The sequence below is a fragment of the Salipaludibacillus sp. CF4.18 genome, from assembly GCF_051262595.1.
In the GTDB taxonomy this organism is placed as follows: Bacteria; Bacillota; Bacilli; order Bacillales; family Salisediminibacteriaceae; genus Salipaludibacillus; species Salipaludibacillus neizhouensis.
The window spans coordinates 39,498-59,052 of record NZ_JBIMEV010000003.1; the positions used below are offsets into that span (position 1 = coordinate 39,498).

The 19,555-nt window shown below is 36.0% G+C and carries 23 protein-coding genes and 2 pseudogenes; 10 read left to right on the forward strand and 15 right to left on the reverse strand.

Annotated elements, in window-relative coordinates; genetic code table 11:
* Entirely contained in the window at nt 1-1,740 is a 1,740-nt protein-coding gene (locus tag ACHABW_RS03115; protein ID WP_435754007.1) for a LytS/YhcK type 5TM receptor domain-containing protein, read from the reverse strand.
* A gap of 171 nt (nt 1,741-1,911) precedes the next feature.
* A complete protein-coding gene (locus ACHABW_RS03120) occupies nt 1,912-2,616 on the reverse strand; it encodes a hypothetical protein (RefSeq protein ID WP_435754008.1) in 705 nt (234 codons plus the stop codon).
* 323 nt (nt 2,617-2,939) lie between these two features.
* Between ACHABW_RS03120 and ACHABW_RS03125 the strand changes: the two genes are divergently transcribed.
* Nucleotides 2,940-3,230, forward strand: a complete 291-nt coding sequence (locus tag ACHABW_RS03125; protein ID WP_435754009.1) for a DUF3892 domain-containing protein — start codon at nt 2,940-2,942, stop codon at nt 3,228-3,230.
* 65 nt (nt 3,231-3,295) lie between these two features.
* Here the strand turns inward: ACHABW_RS03125 and ACHABW_RS03130 are convergent, their stop codons facing one another.
* The 3 genes from ACHABW_RS03130 to queD form a co-directional block, all read right to left on the reverse strand.
* Nucleotides 3,296-3,502: a hypothetical protein gene (locus ACHABW_RS03130; protein WP_110935382.1), complete on the reverse strand. Its 207-nt coding sequence runs from the start codon at nt 3,500-3,502 to the stop codon at nt 3,296-3,298.
* A gap of 307 nt (nt 3,503-3,809) precedes the next feature.
* Entirely contained in the window at nt 3,810-4,538 is a 729-nt protein-coding gene (gene queE / locus ACHABW_RS03135) for a 7-carboxy-7-deazaguanine synthase QueE (RefSeq protein WP_435754010.1), read from the reverse strand.
* Complete coding sequence (gene queD, locus ACHABW_RS03140) at nt 4,531-5,013, reverse strand: 6-carboxytetrahydropterin synthase QueD (RefSeq protein WP_435754011.1); 483 nt, start codon at nt 5,011-5,013, stop codon at nt 4,531-4,533. Before queD ends, queE begins: the two co-directional genes overlap by 8 nt.
* Before the next feature lie 235 nt (nt 5,014-5,248).
* Between queD and ACHABW_RS03145 the strand changes: the two genes are divergently transcribed.
* Entirely contained in the window at nt 5,249-5,485 is a 237-nt protein-coding gene (locus ACHABW_RS03145) for a DUF3953 domain-containing protein (RefSeq protein WP_435754012.1), read from the forward strand.
* A gap of 60 nt (nt 5,486-5,545) precedes the next feature.
* On the opposite strand, the gene ACHABW_RS03150 is transcribed toward ACHABW_RS03145, so the two are convergent.
* The 4 genes from ACHABW_RS03150 to ACHABW_RS03165 all read right to left on the reverse strand — a co-directional run bounded on the left by ACHABW_RS03150 (nt 5,546) and on the right by ACHABW_RS03165 (nt 8,187).
* On the reverse strand, nt 5,546-6,199 hold the full coding sequence (locus tag ACHABW_RS03150; protein WP_435754013.1) for a glycoside hydrolase domain-containing protein: 654 nt from the start codon (nt 6,197-6,199) through the stop codon (nt 5,546-5,548).
* Between the two features lie 76 nt (nt 6,200-6,275).
* Nucleotides 6,276-7,277, reverse strand: coding sequence for a biotin synthase BioB (bioB, locus tag ACHABW_RS03155; protein WP_435754014.1), 1,002 nt, complete (start codon nt 7,275-7,277; stop codon nt 6,276-6,278).
* 236 nt (nt 7,278-7,513) lie between these two features.
* Nucleotides 7,514-7,723, reverse strand: coding sequence for a hypothetical protein (locus ACHABW_RS03160; RefSeq protein WP_435754015.1), 210 nt, complete (start codon nt 7,721-7,723; stop codon nt 7,514-7,516).
* Nucleotides 7,724-7,725: 2 nt separating this feature from the next.
* Nucleotides 7,726-8,187: a hypothetical protein gene (locus ACHABW_RS03165; RefSeq protein ID WP_435754016.1), complete on the reverse strand. Its 462-nt coding sequence runs from the start codon at nt 8,185-8,187 to the stop codon at nt 7,726-7,728.
* Between the two features lie 429 nt (nt 8,188-8,616).
* On the opposite strand from ACHABW_RS03165, the gene ACHABW_RS03170 reads away from it, so the two are divergent.
* Nucleotides 8,617-9,159: a flavodoxin domain-containing protein gene (locus ACHABW_RS03170; RefSeq protein ID WP_110935376.1), complete on the forward strand. Its 543-nt coding sequence runs from the start codon at nt 8,617-8,619 to the stop codon at nt 9,157-9,159.
* A 210-nt stretch (nt 9,160-9,369) separates the two neighbouring features.
* Here the strand turns inward: ACHABW_RS03170 and ACHABW_RS03175 are convergent, their stop codons facing one another.
* Together ACHABW_RS03175 and ACHABW_RS03180 are read right to left on the reverse strand one after the other, a co-directional pair.
* Entirely contained in the window at nt 9,370-10,839 is a 1,470-nt protein-coding gene (locus ACHABW_RS03175) for a PAS domain S-box protein (RefSeq protein ID WP_435754017.1), read from the reverse strand.
* A gap of 299 nt (nt 10,840-11,138) precedes the next feature.
* Nucleotides 11,139-11,660 (reverse strand): YfiT family bacillithiol transferase, encoded by a 522-nt coding sequence (locus tag ACHABW_RS03180; RefSeq protein ID WP_435754018.1) that lies wholly within the window; start codon nt 11,658-11,660, stop codon nt 11,139-11,141.
* Nucleotides 11,661-12,004: 344 nt separating this feature from the next.
* On the opposite strand from ACHABW_RS03180, the gene ACHABW_RS03185 reads away from it, so the two are divergent.
* Nucleotides 12,005-12,859, forward strand: a complete 855-nt coding sequence (locus ACHABW_RS03185; RefSeq protein ID WP_435754019.1) for an STAS domain-containing protein — start codon at nt 12,005-12,007, stop codon at nt 12,857-12,859.
* 130 nt (nt 12,860-12,989) lie between these two features.
* Here the strand turns inward: ACHABW_RS03185 and ACHABW_RS03190 are convergent, their stop codons facing one another.
* Together ACHABW_RS03190 and ACHABW_RS03195 are read right to left on the reverse strand one after the other, a co-directional pair.
* Complete coding sequence (locus tag ACHABW_RS03190; protein WP_435754020.1) at nt 12,990-13,409, reverse strand: phage holin family protein; 420 nt, start codon at nt 13,407-13,409, stop codon at nt 12,990-12,992.
* Between the two features lie 136 nt (nt 13,410-13,545).
* Nucleotides 13,546-13,992, reverse strand: coding sequence for a MurR/RpiR family transcriptional regulator (locus ACHABW_RS03195; RefSeq protein ID WP_435754021.1), 447 nt, complete (start codon nt 13,990-13,992; stop codon nt 13,546-13,548).
* Nucleotides 13,993-14,059: 67 nt separating this feature from the next.
* Between ACHABW_RS03195 and ACHABW_RS03200 the strand changes: the two are divergent.
* The 6 genes and pseudogenes from ACHABW_RS03200 to ACHABW_RS03225 all read left to right on the forward strand — a co-directional run.
* Nucleotides 14,060-14,218, forward strand: a pseudogene (locus tag ACHABW_RS03200) (hypothetical protein); the annotation flags it as partial.
* Between the two features lie 192 nt (nt 14,219-14,410).
* The gene (locus tag ACHABW_RS03205) at nt 14,411-15,493 is read left to right on the forward strand and encodes an energy-coupling factor ABC transporter ATP-binding protein (RefSeq protein WP_435754143.1); all 1,083 of its coding nucleotides are present in this window, start codon (nt 14,411-14,413) and stop codon (nt 15,491-15,493) included.
* The gene (locus ACHABW_RS03210; RefSeq protein ID WP_435754022.1) at nt 15,468-16,283 is read left to right on the forward strand and encodes an energy-coupling factor transporter transmembrane component T family protein; all 816 of its coding nucleotides are present in this window, start codon (nt 15,468-15,470) and stop codon (nt 16,281-16,283) included. The genes ACHABW_RS03205 and ACHABW_RS03210 overlap by 26 nt, the downstream gene beginning before the upstream one ends.
* A 25-nt stretch (nt 16,284-16,308) precedes the next feature.
* Nucleotides 16,309-17,094, forward strand: coding sequence for a PHP domain-containing protein (locus ACHABW_RS03215; protein WP_435754023.1), 786 nt, complete (start codon nt 16,309-16,311; stop codon nt 17,092-17,094).
* 594 nt (nt 17,095-17,688) lie between these two features.
* A pseudogene (locus ACHABW_RS03220) lies at nt 17,689-18,015 on the forward strand (MFS transporter); the annotation flags it as partial.
* A gap of 19 nt (nt 18,016-18,034) precedes the next feature.
* Nucleotides 18,035-18,235: a hypothetical protein gene (locus ACHABW_RS03225; protein ID WP_435754024.1), complete on the forward strand. Its 201-nt coding sequence runs from the start codon at nt 18,035-18,037 to the stop codon at nt 18,233-18,235.
* 27 nt (nt 18,236-18,262) lie between these two features.
* Here the strand turns inward: ACHABW_RS03225 and ACHABW_RS03230 are convergent, their stop codons facing one another.
* Together ACHABW_RS03230 and ACHABW_RS03235 are read right to left on the reverse strand one after the other, a co-directional pair.
* A complete protein-coding gene (locus tag ACHABW_RS03230; RefSeq protein ID WP_435754025.1) occupies nt 18,263-18,790 on the reverse strand; it encodes a GNAT family N-acetyltransferase in 528 nt (175 codons plus the stop codon).
* Between the two features lie 63 nt (nt 18,791-18,853).
* Nucleotides 18,854-19,369 carry a GrpB family protein gene (locus ACHABW_RS03235; protein WP_435754026.1) on the reverse strand — a complete coding sequence of 172 codons (516 nt, stop codon included), beginning with the start codon at nt 19,367-19,369 and terminating at the stop codon, nt 18,854-18,856.
* Between the last annotated feature and the right edge of the window lie 186 nt (nt 19,370-19,555).

The following is a 19,555-nucleotide window of genomic DNA, read 5'->3' on the forward strand; positions in this document are numbered from 1 at the left end:
TCACCTCTTTAAAGGAATAGAGAAGGATACTACTGTTCCTTTCCCTTGTTTACTTTCTATGTTGATTTTTCTCTTTTCACCATACATCATTTGCAATCTGCGGTTCACATTTGAGAGTCCTATACCTGTTCCTGTTTCAGACGATACTTTCTCGTTACCTAACTCGTTCAAACGATCTTCTGAAATTCCGCTCCCGTTATCATGAATAGCTAAATGAACGACTTCTCTCAGTTCTTTAATTCGTATGATTATCAAACTAGCTTCTGTTGATTGCTTCACCCCGTGTTTAATTGCATTCTCAACAATAGGCTGTAATGTCATCGGTGGAATTTTAGCATGTAATACCTCTTCATCGACATCGAATTCTACCGTTAACTTATCTGAAAAACGAGCTTCCTCTATTTGAAGATATGCTTTCACATGATTAAGCTCTTCTTCTAATGTAGCTTCTGTTGCTGTTGTCCCAGCTAAGTTCTGTCTAAAAAAATGAGAGAGAGAAATTAATAACTTTCTAGCTTTCATTGGATCCGTTCGAATTAACGCGACAATTGTATTTAAAGCATTGAATAAAAAGTGTGGACTTACTTGAGCCTGAAGAGCTTTAATTTCTGCCTGTTTTGCCAACTCCAAATGTCGGTCTACTTCAGATAACTCAAGCTGATGGCTTAGAATTGTAGATAGTCCCTTGCTTAATTCAATCGTCGTTTGTGTCATATCTTCTTCTGATTTAAAGTAAAATTTCAATGTCCCAATCGTTATATCCTTTATTTTCAGAGGTGCGATAATAGCTGATCTCAATGGACACTTCTCGTGGCCACAAGAAATTTCTTCTTCATTAGCAATAACTACCTCGCCGTCTCTTAACACTCGTTTCGTAGCGCCAGTTCTAACTTTATCATTTACTAAATGGTATTCATGACCTAGCCCTTCGAAAGCTAACACCGTATCCTTATTGGTTAAAGAAACAGCATCTACTCTTGTTTCCTTTAAAAGAATGTCACACGTAGCTTGGGCTGATTGTTTATTAAGTCCTTTTCGTAAATATTTTAACGTGTAATCGGCTAATCGTAATGCTTTCTGCGCTTGTATTGATCCCATTTTTTCTTCCTCATAAAAAACGTTTCGGATAATTAAGATGAAAATAGCTGTTCCGATTCCGTTAGCAATGATCATCGGTACACCTATACTTTCAACGAGAAGCATCGCTTGATCAAATGGCCTTGCGACTAGTAGGATAATAATCATTTGAACTGCTTCCGCAATCATTCCTACCCAGAATGCGGTCTGTAAAGAGATAATCCGCTTATTTTTATTTCTTTTGTAAAAATATGCGGCAATAGCTCCTGCAATCACAGTAGCTAGTCCACAAGCTATGCCTGTGAAACCACCTAGAAAGAAACGGTGAGTACCGGCAATTAATCCAGCTCCTAAACCAATTTTCCACCCGCCGAGTAGACCGGCAACCACCACCCCAATTACTCTTGAATTAGCAATTGCTTCTCCTTCGTTCAGTTCAAGGGCCCACCTCGTATACGTTGCATGCTCTGCGTTGACCGTTAAACCCGAATATGTGCCTATTATTCCAAATATGCCAAACATAACGATGACACTAACCTTATGTTGTGGTGTAATCTTTCGTTTATCAATTAGATGCCGAATGAATTTAAAGCGAGTCATTATGAAAGCGACTGCGACAATGATGCCCAACCTTTCCAGCATGGCTAACAACAATTCCCACATGTCAATCACTCCTAATGAATCTTTTTATCGTATTTATGAAAACAGATTGGTTCCTGAATGCGGAGGCTGTATCCGAAAATAGTCTATTATCTTAGCAATTGTTTCTTAGAGTATAGCATTACTTTTAAAAAATGACGTCCCTCCATTCAAACAAGGAACGTCACTGCTGCATTATTTAGTTATTTTCAAAAAGTGAGTTGCTGAAGGTAAAAATCGGAAGGCGGTTTCTATCATTTCAACACTCGCACCAGTTTTCTCTACTTCTTGTATTAACTCCTTTAGATGAGAATAAACTTCATCATTAAATCCAACTAAGGGATAAACATAAATCGATCCGTTTCTTTGGGTCACCCTTATTAATTCTTTCATCGCTTTCAAATGAAATGTGTAATCAAATTGTGCTTCATATAAAAATAAAAAATGATTACAAAACACAGATGAAAATACATCCTTTTCAAAAGGTAACCGAGGTAAATTAGCTGGAACATACATTGTTTTGCTTTTATCATTTTTGTAACTAGCTATAAATTGTTTTAACGACATCTTGCGTATTCGTTCATGATTCTCTAAGTTTTGATAATAATCCCATACAAAAAGATTCTCACTTTTAGATAGTTTTTGGGAAGCTATTCTCATTTCTTCTTCCCCTAGAATATTAATTTCTTCTGTGGATAATCTGTACATTGGATCTGCTGCAATCGCATTACAGCCTCTTTGATTTAATTCTGAAGTAAATGACGAAGCACCTGCAGCAATATCCAGAATAGCCTTCTTCGCCAGCGTTGCAACGTCCAACTCAAACATTTCTTCATACTCTTTAAATGAACGACATGTCATCGCCACTCCTGATTGAGCATACAATTCTTTCTTATTCATTGTTCTCATCTCTCCTCATCTCATCTAAACTCATCTCATCTAAAACTAATAGAAACCTAACACCTAACGTAATTATAATGGAAATATAACGTTTTTAAAATAAATTATTTCTTACAGTTTGTTGTTTATATGAGAATAGGTTTGTGGCTCGAATATGCTTAAGCTGTGCTTCCATGGGAAACGCATTTAGACTTTCCCCATGATTTGACAGTCATAGTAAATAAACAGCTTTTTTATATTCCTTCTGCAATACTCTTTCCGAAAAGTGAATGTACATATTTTTATAGTAAAAAAAGATACTATTCATAAGGAGGTTTGATACCATGGATTCAAAAAATTTCGAAGACATTTACAATCAATACAAAACGCAGGGAGCTAACAATACAAACGACTATCCTGAGAATGTTAATTCCACTCAGGAACAGATCGTCGCCGTAAGAAAAAATGAGGATAATGATATCATTGCTTTCAAAACAGAGTCTGGCAAGGAGTTAGACTACGTAAGTGCTTTAGAGGAAGCTAAGTCAGGCAATCTTGCTCATATAGATGTATTCCATCGCTACAGTAGAGATATTATTCGAAGTGAGCCGGATGGTTCTAAAGACAGTTTTTAATCTCCATACAAAAAAGCATTCACTGGCTTAATTTGTGAATGCTTTTTACATATAATGAATGATTATTACTTAGCTATAAATGTTTTACAATTCGGACATAGAGCCTTGGAATAATTATCTGGTATCGTAAAGTCACATTCACTGCAATTGTTTTGTGATAGGACAGAATCATCTGCACTCTTTGAACGGTTTCCCTTGATCGACTTGGTAATTACGAATAATAATATCACTAGAACGGCAATCCCCAAAATAACTGCTAAAACGGGTGACATACTACCATCTCCTAATTATTATTTTAAATCAAGTCTGACTGCAGTTACTTTTCTACATTCCATGTTGGATGAGATCAATACATTGCTACATCTAGATGCTTATTTAACAATTACCCCCTTCCTTTCTTTTATAAACAGATTTTCTTACATTCGGATTCCGAACAAGATATTTATGAATGACCGTATTATTAATATATATGACCATATTTTTCTTCTATGTATATGAAGAAAAAGACTTATAAGAAAACTTTATCTCTCGCCTTACCTCTAGTTCACGTCAACTACTATTTGAAGTCCAACAAAAACATTAAACTCCTCTTTTATTGCCCCAAACCAGTGTATGTAATTGCGGTAAAACTCTTGCTTCATTTAGTTCCTTATCAGATACAACTTTATCAATTAGATCTTCGTAATGATGGAGTAGTACTTCCGTTAATTTTGTTGTATTTTCAGTTGAAACATCTTCGTTGCCTACTTGTAAATAAAGTGGTAATAAGGGATACCTTTTCGTGATACCTTTAGCGTAGAGAAGATCTTCGTCATTAAATATAACTACTTTCAAACTTGTATTTGGGAATCTGTTAGAATCCTTGAGTTGTTTTATAATGTGATCTAACACAGTATAATCTGTCTTCATTTCTGAACTTGGTGGTTTTGGGGAAATTGTCAGGTCATCAATGTGCAAAAACCAATCCTGCCACCTGCTTCCTTGTGTTTCTAAAGCAATGGTTATATTGTTTTCTTTTAGCAGATGGATAACTTTATCAAGATGCCTTAATAACGCTGGATTACCTCCTGAAATCGTTACGTGAGAAAAGCGGTCATTTCCTATTTCCTTTAACTTCAGCCAAATCTCCTCCGCCGACATTTGAACGATGTCATCTTTCGCAGAACCATCCCATGTAAACGCTGAGTCACACCATACACAGGAATAGTCACACCCAGCAGTTCGAATAAACATCGTTTTCTTTCCAATGACCATTCCTTCGCCTTGAATAGTAGGTCCGAAAATTTCTAACACAGGAATCTTACTCATTTTCCATCCACTCCCGTCTTGCTTCTGCATAACTTGTAGGAGTTTCGAACAACCGAACAAATTCTAGTCTGCCACCTTCATATTTTTTCTTGTTCTCCGGCTTTAACAGTGATTCAGCCATTTTTTCATATATCCAGACCACCATATTTTCTGCTGTTGTATTCATTGCAGGAAGTGTTTCATTCAAATAGCGGTGATCCAGATGAATTTCAATTTCTTTTTTCCATATATCTTTAATATCGCCAAAATCCATCATTAAACCTGTCTCATCAACAAATCCGCTAATTCCAAAAACCGCTGTATATGTGTGACCGTGTAAATTCTTACATTTCCCCTCATAACAATGCAAGTGGTGCGCAGCATCGAAAGTGAATTCTTTACTAACCAACACCCTTTTTGAATGATATTTTAATTGATCTCTTTGGATATCTTCATCTATTTTTTCTAGTTTATCTACAATTTTAAATCCATACATCCTTTTAAAACTCCTATTCTTTCCTTATAATATTTAAAATACATACAAGTTAATTCATTTAGTACTACAAATAGCTCTATTCTAACAAACTACCGTATTTAAGCTATAATATCAAAGGAATCGACATATTTAAATATAATTTATTTCCGGCTAAATTATGGAAGTCACTGAATTAACTCCTACGTTATGTTAATCTGATATTAAAGACTATGAATAACTTATGGAAGGTGAGATCATGTTTTTAAAACTATATGCTGCTGTTTCTGCAATCATTGTACTTTGTTTAGGAAGCTATAGCCTTATATCACAAAATTTTCATTTAATGCCTCTTTTATTATTTTTCTTAGGGATTACTTTATTGTTATCGGGATTAGGTGAACTTAGAAAGAAGCGTTATTACTGGGGATATGTTAATATCGGCATTTCTCTATTTGTATTTTTTGTTTCCATAGAATCATTCATAACTAATTAAAGGAGCATGCTTATAAATATTAAGACGCTCCTCCACATGAATATTTTTTTACACAAATGATCAAGACAAACTATTGAAAAGCTGAGCTTCCATAAGAACAGTGTCTATTGGGCATATCTCAGCATCTCGCCCATATTGCCAAGCCCATACATTGCCGCCACATGTTGGACTTTCAGGGTTATACGCCGGGATATCACTTTTCCTAGTAACACCTGGTTCAGGTTCTGCACTCCATAAAACCGTTTGATTCCTGACATTTTCATTTTGTCCCTGTGCTTGACAGAATGCTTCGTTAAAATCTCCTTCTACCGGGTCGTTATAATATCCTGGCCGGAAACTGCTTTCGACAAATGCATCTGCCCATCCCATTAACCAGTCAGCATCGATGTTGAAAAAATTCTCTACATTCGCGAAAATAAACGTATCATTATTTATTCCTAATCGTTGAGCATTAAAGATAGCATTTCGTGCCGCTACTCTTCCTGTTGAGTACCCTATTGCTTCTTGAAAATTATTGTATATTGGAAGTAACTTAATCCCCTTATTTCGCATAAACGTGATTTCTTCTTTGCTTAACCCTTCATTCACATTTGGAACTGTCGTAAGGTACCTTCCCCAAAAATCAGGTTGACCAAAGTTAGTGACCACACAATTAAGCAATGTTTGATCAGCAATTGCTGCAGAATCCACACCCCAAAATAAACTTCTCCTCATATACCCACCTCCTCCCAAAATTATATGAAAGGAACATCTTGAAGGTGAACGTAAGAGATCTTTTACTGGTTATGAATTAAGAAAACATACTTTCTTTCATTTCTTTTACCGACTCTACTTCAAATCCTAAATCTTCTAACATTTTATGGTCTTCCGTTTCTTCTTGACCATCTGTTGTTAAATAGTCTCCGACAAAAATAGAATTCGCTGCGTATAATCCTAAAGGTTGTAAGGAACGAAGATTGACCTCTCGCCCCCCGGCAATTCTAATTTCCTTAGTCGGATTAATGAAACGAAATAAAGCCAGTACTTTTAAACAATACATTGGATTAAGCTCGTTTACACCTTCTAGCAGGGTTCCATCAATCGCATGTAAAAAGTTAATTGGGATTGAATCTGCATCAAGTGTCTTTAAACTAGTTGCCATATCTACTACATCTTGTCTTTCTTCCTTCATTCCTATTATCACACCTGAGCATGGAGACATACCTGATTCTTTAGCAATAGTAATTGTATTGACTCGGTTATCATAAGTATGAGAAGTCGTAATATTAGAGTGATGGCTCGCTGACGTATTTATATTATGATTGTATCGATCTACGCCGGCTTCTTTGAGGCGCTTTGCTTGCTCGGGCTTTAATAGACCTAAACAGGCACATATTTTCAACCCATATGTATTTTTTATTTCTTTTACCGCTTCCACTACTTGATCGACTTCCTTATTTGAGGGACCTCTGCCACTAGCAACAATACAGTATGTGCCTATATTCAGCTTATGTGCCTGCTTTGCCCCTTCAACAAGCAATTTTTTGTCTCTCATTCTATAGCTTTCAATTGGTGATTCTGCAATAGAGGATTGAGAACAATACCCACAATTTTCTGGGCATAAGCCTGATTTTGCATTCATAATCATATTAAGCTTTACTTTCTTGCCATAATATTTTTTTCTAATTTGAAAGCTAGCATGCATGAGTAAAAGGATATCTTCATCTGGACACTCTAAAATTGAAAGTGCTTCTGAATTCATTATCTCTCCATCATTTAATACATGCTGTGCAAGTTCCTTCCATTTTTCCATTTAGTTACCCCCGATATGTGTGCATATTATCAATCCTTTAAAAGTTTAATAGACTGATATCGATATTAACAATAAAGCAACTCTATTGTTAACCTATATAAAATAAAGGTTAACAATATGAATATATGTTTTTTGCGCTAATTTGTCAATGCTCAATAAATGCTCCCTGGCTTTTCAAGAAAACAATCGGAAAATAGACTTCCTCAGGAAAAGCCTATATTATTTTACTTCCTATTCTATCTCAGATCCCATGTTTCTAATTCTTCTTTCTCTGATGAAATCAGCAATTCCATTGTAATCACTTTCCCCTGAGACTCGGCCCATTCTTCAAATTCTTCACGATTTTCATAACCAGATTGCATCTCTCCTGTACCCTCTATCACCCCGATTCCATAGATAACAGGTTCTGCATCTTTCACAGCTACACTATCTTGCCGCGTCCACATTTCTAAATCTCCTTCATGCGCAAGTCTACCCCACTTCTTAGACTCCCGTTGGTGACTTTAATGACTTGAGTCCAATAATATCCGTCATCATTTTCTTCCAGGTTGTTCATTCCACCAGTTGCAAAATCGACATAGTCCCCTTCGAATAAAAAATCGTCATCGAATATAAGTGCTCCCGACGGATATTGAGCTACATGCTCACCTTCCTCGTATATGTTAATCAAAGAGGTGACAGTTCTTATCTCGCCGGGAAATGCCACATTCACTCGAGCGTGAAAGGATGCATCAAATGCTGCGTCAAAAATGCTAGATTCTATTTCTTGATGATCCACAAAAAAACCGAACTCTTCTCCATCTAAAGTTTGAAAAGTTTTTTCTGAATTGTCTAAAAGCATAGATAAACCTATCCCAATAAAAAGACAAACTATAAAAATAACTGCTGTAAAAACCTTTAAATCTTTCATTTCGTATCCCCCTTTAAATGAATGTTCAGAAGTTCCAATAAGCTATGAGGCTAATGACCTTAAAGCCCGAACCTCGACCAATTAAAAATTTACCAAGTTCTCCAGCAATCTGATCCAAGCATGATACACAGAAAAAAACACTAAAATGAAAACTAAAGTTAATGCGATAAGAAATATCCATTTATTTTTACTCATGGAAATCATACTCTCTCATCCTCTCTCCTTGAAAAGTTTCATTTATTTTTTTATCACCTAGTTTGTATCTGAGACTCTGCTGAGAAAGATAGCTTCATGAAAATATAGTCTCTATTCTGATTTTATTCGTTTAAAATTTCTTGATACCTTCTTTTTCAGTAACGATATTAGTATAAATTAACCTGTTTTAGCTAATAATTCAATTGTATTAATTTCACAAAGGAGGCCTTTATTTTGAAGGTATATGTCTTACATGCAAGTATGAACGGTCATACTAAGGATTTTGCAACTGCACTTGCAGATGGCGCAAAACAAGTTGAAAACACGGAAGTTTTTCTACAAGCAGTCGAGGAAACGGACCCTGATGATTTAAAAGATGCAGGAGCTATTATGTGGGGATCTTCAGGTTACTTTGGCGAGCCCAACTTGAAAATGGCAACTTTTCTTTCAAAACTAGGCCAGTTATGGTTTACTGGTGGACTCCAGGGAAAGGTTGGCGGTGTATTTGGAACAACTTCCACTCAGCATGGTGGTGTGGAAAACATTTGTCGTGCCCTTCAAACGCCAATGCAACATCACGGAATGATTTTTGTATCAAACACCGGTCCATTAGACGAGAATAGAATAAAATACGGCACGCCCTATGGTGCAACAGCAGTTATTCCTGTCGAGTCTTCACAAGATTCACCAATGAACAAAGCAAGTGATCCTGAAATGCAACTAGGAAAAGACTATGGAAAACGAGTTGCAGAAGCTGCTTTAAAATTATCAAAATAGATTCGAAAGAAGCTGAGTTCCGTTCAGCTTCTTTTTCTATTAATTTAATTTTTTATGCGCAAGAAATTACTAAATAAGAGTGTTTCTTTGATGAGCACACAATACCGTTTCATTGAAGAGGACGGGGCCTTGCCAAAGACAGTGTTCGATTCTAGCGGTACGAGTTCTGCAATGTTCTAATTTGACCACCCGGAAAAATTTATTCATTTCTTATATTGATGGTAGTTTTACGGTAAACGTTGTACCTTCATCCAATTTGCTCTGAACACTGACCTCTCCATCATGATTAGAAATAATCGTATAAGAGACCATTAGGCCAAGTCCTGTGCCTGTTTCTTTTGTGGTATAAAATGGTTCTCCTAAACGACTTAACTGTTGATCAGTCATTCCTGCTCCTTCATCTCGAATAGAAATGTGAACGCACCCATTTCTATTTGCTAAAATAATCGTAATGGTTCCCCCATTTATCATTACTTCAATGGCATTCTTTATAAGATTAATGAAAACCTGTTTTAGCTGTGTTATTTCGCCTCGAACTGAAGTATTCTCTGTTGTTACTCTCATATCAATCAAAATAGATTGTTTATATAGTTCTGTGTCTAATAAGGCTAAAACATCCTTTATAAGAGTTTGTAAATCCAGCGACGTAAAATTAATATTTCCAGGTTTAGCAAGTGTAAGAAATTCACTCGAAATGATATCAATTCTTTCTAATTCTGTTTCCATGATATCTATAAATGTTTGATTTGGAACTGTACCAGCGCGAAAGAGTTGCACAAATCCTTTCAGAGATGTTAAAGGATTTCTTATTTCATGCGCGATCCCCGCTGCTATTTCACCAATAACATTCATTTTTTCTGCCTGTATCATTATATGCTCTGCATGTTTTTGTTCGGTAACATCTTGAATAATAAGTTGAGTAGCTGTTCGTTCTCGAAAGGTAAAAGGCATTGAAATGACTTCCGTGTGCAATTCTTTTCCTTCTATAGTTTTCCAATATATGTTTGTTGTAGCAGGTACTCCATCTTTTGTGGTAATCATCTTGTACTCATTATGAATTATGGGGTCGAGCAAATCGTAAATGTTTACACCAAGGAGGTTTTCTTTGGATTTAACCCCAAATAACTTAAGCGCGGCTTCGTTTGCATACACCCATTTATCATCTTGTATTATAGCAATACCATTTGGTGAAGACTCAACTAACCTTTTATATTGTTCTTTTGTATTATGTATTATTTTTTCCGCTTTTTTCCTATCACTAATATTTCTACATACGGTTAGAAAATATTTCTCACCTTTTTCATCAAAGGTATCCGTCATAATTTCTACAGGTATCAGGCTGCCATCCTTACAAACATGTGTGGTTTCAAAAGTATAAGTCCTATTGGTATAAACATCTTCAAGTATTATATATATTTCTTCCTCCGCATGAATATCAATGTCTGCAGGAGACATTCCCAACATTTCTTCACGAGTGTACCCTAACCTGCGATGTGCAACTTCATTTATCTTAATAAATTTTCCGGCTGAAATATTGTTTTCGGATATTTTAAAATAATATATCGCATCCGAGCTTATGTTAAATAATTGTTCAAATCTTTTTTCACTCTCACTATGGTGCAAACTGACTTCATGGTAAGTTTGGAGTTTTCGAGTTAACGCTTCATTTTCACGTTTCACTCTATCCATTTCCTCCTGTAGTTCTTTTATTTCAAGAAAATACTCTTGTTTAAGATTAGACAAATTCCCATCCTCCTAAGACCCTAGAACAGTAAAATATTCCAAAGCCTTTATCATAATTATTTATAGTACCGCTATTCAACTTTATCAATAAAAGGGATGTTTGAGAGTAAGGTCACTATATTAGAAAGATACGCACAGCTAATTACAATTTTATGGTTTTCTTTATCGAATTCCATTTCATAGAGACTTGGTAATTAACGCGTCTTTAAATGGCGAATTGTATAAAATCTTTTTCTCTAGTACCACCCATTGCGTTCTCGAAGGGTTGTTATATGCGAAATATGATGCCTACCGTGCCATGAGTAGTTTCCAATATTTATTCCTAATTTCATTTCACCAGATTCGGGGTGATAGAAAGTTTTTTCTAAATCGCTAGGTTCTAGTGATTGTAATAATGTCACCCACCTTTGGTGCAAAGCGAAAAGAAGGGTTAACGAGACATCTATAGCCATCTCTGAATCTGGCAGTTCTGCCCACTTAGCCTCCTCGTAAGGTCTAATTGTAGGTTTATTTTCAGTAAGTGCTAACTTAACTCGCGTATAAGCATTGATATGACTATCGGCCATATGGTGAACTACTTGACGAATAGTCCAACCTCCTTGACGATACGGTGTATCCAATTGCTGATCATTAAGTCCATCTACCGCTTCTCTTAATTTAACTGGTACCATATCAATCTCACTTATCCATGTCTGAACAACTTCCATTGTCACGTCATCCCTGAATTCGAATTCTCCAATTGGGTATCTTAAGTCCATAAATATCTCTCCTTAATCTCGGCACTAGTTTCTTACGTTTTAATAAACTTCTCTATTAACGAAGGTTTTTCCTGTCATTATATTGAAATTATATGAAAATTCTTCCAAACATCCCATCAGACAACTGGAATCATAGTTACGCTCGTTCCTGTGGCAGCCTCAGTCGTTACTTTCCCGCCAGAATCCCTACCTTTAACTTCATCAATCTTTATTTACATCCTATCGATTACAAAATTCTGCGACTTTTAATGGGTGTCGACTGAACAAAATCCTTTAAATATGGTAAAATCATTTTATATTTTTAAATTTTAATAATCTATATTTATATATATTGGAGGAAGCTCGTGCCTAATAAATATAATCTCACAACAAATGATTTTCAATCCTTAAAAAATGTCTCTAAAAAAATGTTTGAATTAATTAGCGAAAAACTAAACGTAAATACAACTTATGTGACGAAACGTGGAGAATCAGCCATGACTGTTCTTAGTTCTTTTAACAAAGAAGAAAAAATAATTCCAGAGGGCTATAGCGTTAAATACGGTGATACTTATTGCAGATTGATCATTATGAATGATGAAGATGCCATGTATACCGAAAATTTATCGGAAGATGCTTTGACGAAGGAATTAGAGGTCACTTCTCTGTTAGGTGTCAAGGGTTTTTTAGGTGTTACATTAAAAGATACTAATGGAAATGTATTTGGGACGTTATGTGTGATGGATCGGGAAGAGAAACAGTTTACCGAAGATGATAAAAAATATCTAAAAACTATCGCAGGAATTTTATCCCATTTAATTGAATTAGATCGAACAAAATATAACTTAGGCTTTTTAAGTGTTCCAATTATTCCAATAACTAAAGGTGTTTCCATTCTTTCCGTGCAAGGGGTTATTGATGAGGTTCGTTCTGAACTTATCATCCAGGAGGTACTAAATTACGGAGCAGAGCACCAAATCGAACATTTCATTATCGATTTGTCTGGGTTAGTTATTTTAGAGAATGCATTCCCTTCTGTATTGTTCGATATGGTACAAGCTTTGGAGATAATGGGGATATCCACTGTAATCACTGGCGTTTCACCTTCATTTGCCAAACAGGAAGTAAATAATACTCAATTAAAGAATTTAAACACTAAAACAGTGAAAACGATAGAATCAGCATTAGATAATATTGGGTTCAAATTAACGGCTAAATAAAGAACAAACCGAAGAGGGAGGAAAAGCACCAATTGCAAGGCTTTTCTTCCCTATAAATAAATTTATTTATTCATTCCTTTGATATTAGAAATATCTTAAAGAACCTTAACAGTAAGCCATCAAGTAAATCTTACTTTTCTTTTTCTTTATCTTTTTCTTTGCTTTTCAGTAATTTAATCCCTTTTCTTAGTTTCTCCGGTATAGGCACTCCTGCCCTTCCTGCATTTTCGACAATACTAATTATTTCATTTGTTACATAAAAAATAATCACTGCTTCTCTCACAAATGGACCGCTTCCTAAAGCTATGTCAATAAAATTCCCTACAGAAACAATCGCAAAGATGATTACTTTTTTAGCTATGCCTTTTAATCCCTGCTTACTGCTTAAATCACCCTTTATATATGATGCTGTCAATCCAGTAATATAGTCTAATACGACTAGTGCTATTAGAACCCCCAGCATCGTTGTCCATCCTCCAAACATGAATGAAACTATCCCACCACCAATAGCAAACCCTGATTTTAAACCAGTTCCTATCAACTCTCTCACTCCTCTCGCCTTTAAATAGACAAGACGGTTCTATACATAAACTACTTTATTCATTGTATGGTATTAATGACAAAATGCTTGTATTCATATCTTGTATCAAGTGAAAATGGAATGAAAAAAGGAAGATGATTGTCGATTATCTCGGCAACTCATTAGAATAACGTTTACGAAGTTGACTAAGACGGTCCAGTTGTTTCAGGTTTTCCTCTTTATTCCTCATGCCAATCGAAATAATTAAATTTTCAATGATAAAAAGAGGTGCAATCATAGAATGAAACTCCCGAACTTCCCCACGATCGGCAAAGAGTACGACATCCGCTTCTGTAGAAAATTCAGAGACGATCTGATCGGTAATAATAATTGTTTGGTAACCCACCTGTTTGGCCTGTTTCAAAATGACGTTTGCTTCTGGAAGCAAACGAATAAACCCAAAAATTACGACGACATCCTCTTTTTGAAAATGCAAAATATCCTCTAGTAACTCACTTCCGCTTTTTTCTATCGTATGTAAGTCTAATCCAAACCTGGACAAACGATAATTCAGTAATTCCGCTAAACCGCGTGAGGGACCAGGACAATACAAATGCCATAAAGTTGCCGAACTATCACATCATGTTGGCTATGTTTATCAAGACTTTGAAAATCAACTAGTTAGCCCAAGAGTATTGGAAGACGCGAGTTTTGCACCACTTAATTTTGGTTTTCCCGATTACATACAAAGAGGAAAACGGGCACTTGATTTAGTTGGCCTGCATGGTCATGATGATGAGTTTGTTTGGCAGTTAAGTGGAGGACAGAAACACCAGCTCGCTTTAGCTGGTGCTGTTTCTCTTAACCCTGATATCTTAATTATTGATGAACCCGTCGCTCAGCTCGATCCTTTCCATGCAGAAGAAGTATATAAAATTTTAGAAATGTTAAATAAAGATCATGGGAAAACAATTATAGTCATTGAACATCATACTGAATTTATTGCCGAGTTTTGCGATCAAGTTGTGTTAATGGATGCTGGCCAGATTATTTGGAAAAAGCCAACTAACGACGCCTTAAAAGAAGTAGACCATCTGTTAGCGAGTAAAATATATCCACCACAAGTGACCCAAGCAGCCTATAAGTGCGGACAGTTTAAAAATAATGCGTTGCCAGTGAGGTTAGAGGATGCATTAAACCTGTTTCCAATCCAATTAAACAACCATAAAGATGAATTTCCACGGAGCAACTACTCTCACCTTGCGGAAAGGGATAAACTTGTTGAACTTAAGCAAGTCAGTTTCTCTTATAAAATGGTAAATCGCTCACGAAAAAAGGTTTTAAAAGACATCAATTTAGATATTCATCACGGTGATTTAGTAGCCCTTGTAGGGAATAACGGTGCGGGAAAGTCGTCGTTAATGCGATTAATCACAGGTCTCGTTAAACCAGAGAAAGGTAATGTATGTGTAGAAGGTAAAAATACTAGGAATTACTCGCCCGAGAAATTGGCAGATACTGTTACGTACATCTACCAAAATCCTGAAGAGATGTTTATTGAGGACTGCGTTAGAAAAGATGTCGAGTTTTATTTGAAAGCCCGAAAGGTTCCTGGGTACGAAAAAATAGTAGAGGATGTACTATGCCAATTCGACTTGACAGATCTACAGGATAACGACAGCCGTTTAATGAGCGGCGGTCAACAAAGACGAGCATCTTTAGCGATTGGCGTTGCTATGGATCCCTCTATCATTTTACTGGACGAACCTACAGCCAATCTAGATATTGCAACTCGTAAGCATATCACGAAGTTAATCGATTCTTTAAAAGAACAAATTGGTTCCGTGATAATTGCGACTCATGACATGCAGCTTGTCGCAGAATGGGCAAACAGAATTATCGTTTTACATGAAGGGGAGGTTATTCACGACGGAGACCGTGAATCAGTTTTCAGTAACGTATCCCTGCTTGAGTTAGCTGGTTTAAAACCCCCTCAGATTTTAGAGTTAAGCAGGAAGTTACATATGTCTCCCCTCGCCTACACTGTCGAAGAATTTGTTCATGCATTAAAAAAAGAGGAGAATCCTAGTGGAATATACACGGAAATTATCTGAAAAACTCTCTGTTGAACAAGTTAAAATTGAATTGTTAAATACTGCTTATGGGAATGGTCACACCTTTTTAGCGAAGCTCGATCCACGTACTCTATTTATCTGGTATCTATTTTTCGGAATGGCTCCTTGGTTTATTCATAATAAGCCTGTACTAATAGGGCTACTGGTATTCATGGTTATAACTACAATCACAGCCAAAATATCTCCTTTAATTATCCTGATTCTGTGCTTAGGATTACTAGGACAAGGTGGTTATTTGTTGATCGCATCTTGGTTCTTTGGTGGTGATTTAAGTGTGATATTGCCGCTTATTATTTTAACCATGAAGGTATCTATCATCTCGTTAGCAAGTATCACCGTTTTTTGTTCGATAGATCCGGAAAAATTGAGCAACGTACTTCTAAAGATCGGTGTCCCTGGCCAAGTCTCTTTTAGTATTGCGTACGGTTATCGGATGCTCCCTAGTTTACTAGAAGAATATCATCACGTATTTCTATCCTTCCGTTTACGTGGAAAGGCCCCTATGAAACATGGTTTTCTTTATTGGCGTACGATAGGTTATTTTGCAAAGATCGCTGTACTATCTTTTTATCCTTTGCTGTTGAGTACTGCAAAGCGGGCAAGAACAACAGTTGAAGCGTTAGAGGTGAAAGGTAGTTTCTATGCATTTAATCATCCGAAGGTCAAAAAGATCAAGCTTGCTCATTTATCGTTTCGATCTCGCGATTACATGTTTTTAACATTTTCAGCTTTGTATGTTGTCACGTTGTTTGTTGTGGGAAATATTTAATAGTTAAAAAACAGGAGGTTTTATCATGAGAATAGATTTTCATAGTCACGTAAAAATATCTAAAAAGTCGCTGTTTATGCCTGACTATTTTAGGGAGATGATGAAAGAGGCAAAAGCAAGCGGGTTAACAGCCCTGGCAATGACGGAACATTTTAACACCTTTCGAATGAATGATCTTTTTGATTTCCTTGAAAAGAATTACACGTACGAGCAAGGGTATTATATGATTGACGGATTAAAGCTTTTTCCAGGAATTGAAGTAGATATTCAGGAAAACGGACATATTCTCCTGATTGGGAACCGTGAAGATGTGCTGGAGATTCGTAAAGCTCTAGAAAATCATACAACCGAGACAACATTCCTTCCTTTTGATGATCTTTTGAATCTTGTTGAAGGTTATCAATTGTTAAAAATAGGCGCTCATCCATTCCGGGAGAGCACCCCTCTCCACCATCTTGAAATCAAACAGCTTCAACGCCTCGATGCTTTTGATCTAAACGGGAAGGATCTATATGCATATGGAAAAGAACCATATACAAGTAAATTAATTAATTTTGCGGAGGTAGTTGGTCTCCCAATTGTTGGAGGCAGCGACACTCACCAATACTTACAATACGGAAGTGTTTATAATGATTTTAATGAGGAGTGTAATACAGTTAATGAATTAAAAGCTTCCATCTCAACTGGAAACTTTACCGTTCAGACTTCTCCAGCTCTTGATGTCAAAGTAAAAGCAGCAACTCTAGTAAAAAAATTATTAAAGGAAAAGTTAACAGATAGGGAGCCTTTATCTATACCAAATCGTTCTTAAGAAACAATTAATTAGTTGAGTAATAGATTCTGATTTGGAAAATAAAATGCAAAAATAAGAAAACCTAATCACAATCGAATAAAGGCAAAAATAAAAGGCATGAGCCTGGTAAATTAGGGAGTTCATGCCCAATTAGATACCCAAAGGAAATAATCTACCTTACCTTAAGGGGATCATCATTCGCTCAGGGCTTTTTACGAGTTAACTCTAATTTATCTTGTAAAATAACACTGTTTACAATATTTGTTATAAATGATAAGATATTTTAAATATTTGAAACGCAATGAAGAGAAGAGTAGGTAATGATGTTCTTTACAGGGAGCTCCGTTAATTGAAAAGGAGTAAGAATGAATTTATTGAACCAAGCCTCTAAGTGTCGCATTGGAACCTTCGCTGGGGATGATGTGACGGGAGCTCCCGTTATAGAGCTAAAGTATAATCATTTGTTTGAACCTCTAGTAAACCACGGGTGTTTCTGCCTTTGACGTACTTGATAAGATTAATATGGTGACATATTAATAAACTGGGGTGGCACCGCGATTTCGAATCTCGTCCTCAAGATTAAATTCTTGGGGATGGGGTTTTTTAGTGAATATTAAAATAGTATTGAAATCATGGAAGTATCCTTCCATCTTATTATTTGGTATTGGAATTTCCAATATTGGCATGTGGATCTACTTTATTGCTTTGAATGTTATCGTTTTCAATATGACAGGATCTGCTCTTGCCGTGGCATTACTTTACATCATCAAACCTTTAGCTACACTGGTAACTAATTTATGGAGTGGCAGCATAATTGACCGGCTTAACAAAAAGCACTTCATGATTTTGTTGGATCTTCTGCAAGGCATTCTAATTACATGTTTAGCAGTTTTCTATACTTCCTTATGGGTCATTTACATCTTGGTGTTTTTTATAAGTTATGGGACGTATTGGAAGTATGTATGGTTTTGTTGAAGCCTTTCTTGTCATAGTTACCACTTCTATTTTTGCTGTCACAGTTCATTTAATTTCCGTTCAATATGCCGTTGTAAGTGGTGCTTTTATCACATTGGTGCTGACGACTGTTTTATTATTCGTTATCATAAAGCCTTCCAAACGAAAATATCATGATTCTAGAATGGAAAAATTCCCATCATGAATAAGTCTTTTTTGATTTATTCATGATTTAATTTCTCCTCCATTCTTCCTCTAAGATACTCATTTCATATAGACTCCAATATTCGTCTCCATTTTTTGCAGTGTCCCTAAGTAAACCTTCTTTTTTAAAGCCTACTTTTTCATAACACTTTATTGCAGCAGTATTGAAGTCAAACACTCCCAGACTTACGCGATGTAATTGAAGTTCATCGAATGCTACTTTGAGTATTTCTTTCATCATTTGTTGTCCTATACCTTGCCCTCTTACATCTTCAGAACCAATTAATACTTTCCCGATCCTGGCAGATCTATTTTTTCGATTTATTTTCCCTAAGGAAATGTGTCCAAGAATTTCACCGGATTTTTGGTGAATAACGTTATATACGAGAGTTTCTGCATTTTCATGATTCGAATTTTTCGTGTATATATTTAATTGCCCCTCATCCAATGGATAAATAAACCCTGGTCCACCCCATTTTAGTAATAACTCCGGGGAATCAATCCAACTTATAAGCCTTTCAAAATCCGCAGTGTCAAAAAATTTTAGTTCTATCATATTAAGATCTCCTTTCCATCATTAATGAATGCAAATTCTGCTCATAATTATACCAGTTTCATTTTATCTAGCTTTTAACCATCTATTTGCTTTAGCATCGATATCCTTAATAAAATTGTTTTTACCATCTATGTATTTCTCGATATCATCTGGATACTTTTTCGCCAACAGTTGTTTCAGTTGACTGTACCTGTCTGCTTCATGTGGGTGAGCTATCAAGTAGTCCTTAAATACTATGTGCCGTTGTATTTCTCTATTTTGCGTTCCAAAAACATGAACGTGATGACTCCGGTTATTTCCCCCTTTCTTATAAAAACGTCTACCTTCAATACCGTTTTCTCCCATAGCCACATAGCCAATCCGCTCCATTTCCAAGTTAAAAGAATCGACATTCTCTATCTTCTGCACCTCAACAAGGATGTCAATTACTGGCTTAGCATGCATGTTCGGTATTGCTGTACTGCCAATATGATATAGATGTATACACTCACTCCCGAAAATACGAGATATTTTTATAGACTCCTCTTGAAATAATAGTGTCCATTCTTCTCTGTAAGAGACAACCTCGACTTTTCTCATATTTTTTCACCCTCACTTAATGATTATATGATATCTGCTTTTAATTGTATTACTTTATACATTTTCTTACAATCACTATCAAAAAAGTGAAAGCATCCGTCCGTGGTGAATTAGAACAGGCGGTTCCACCCCCTTGCCGCAGCTGGACGCTTCCATCGCAATATCACATGAATATACGCATACTGT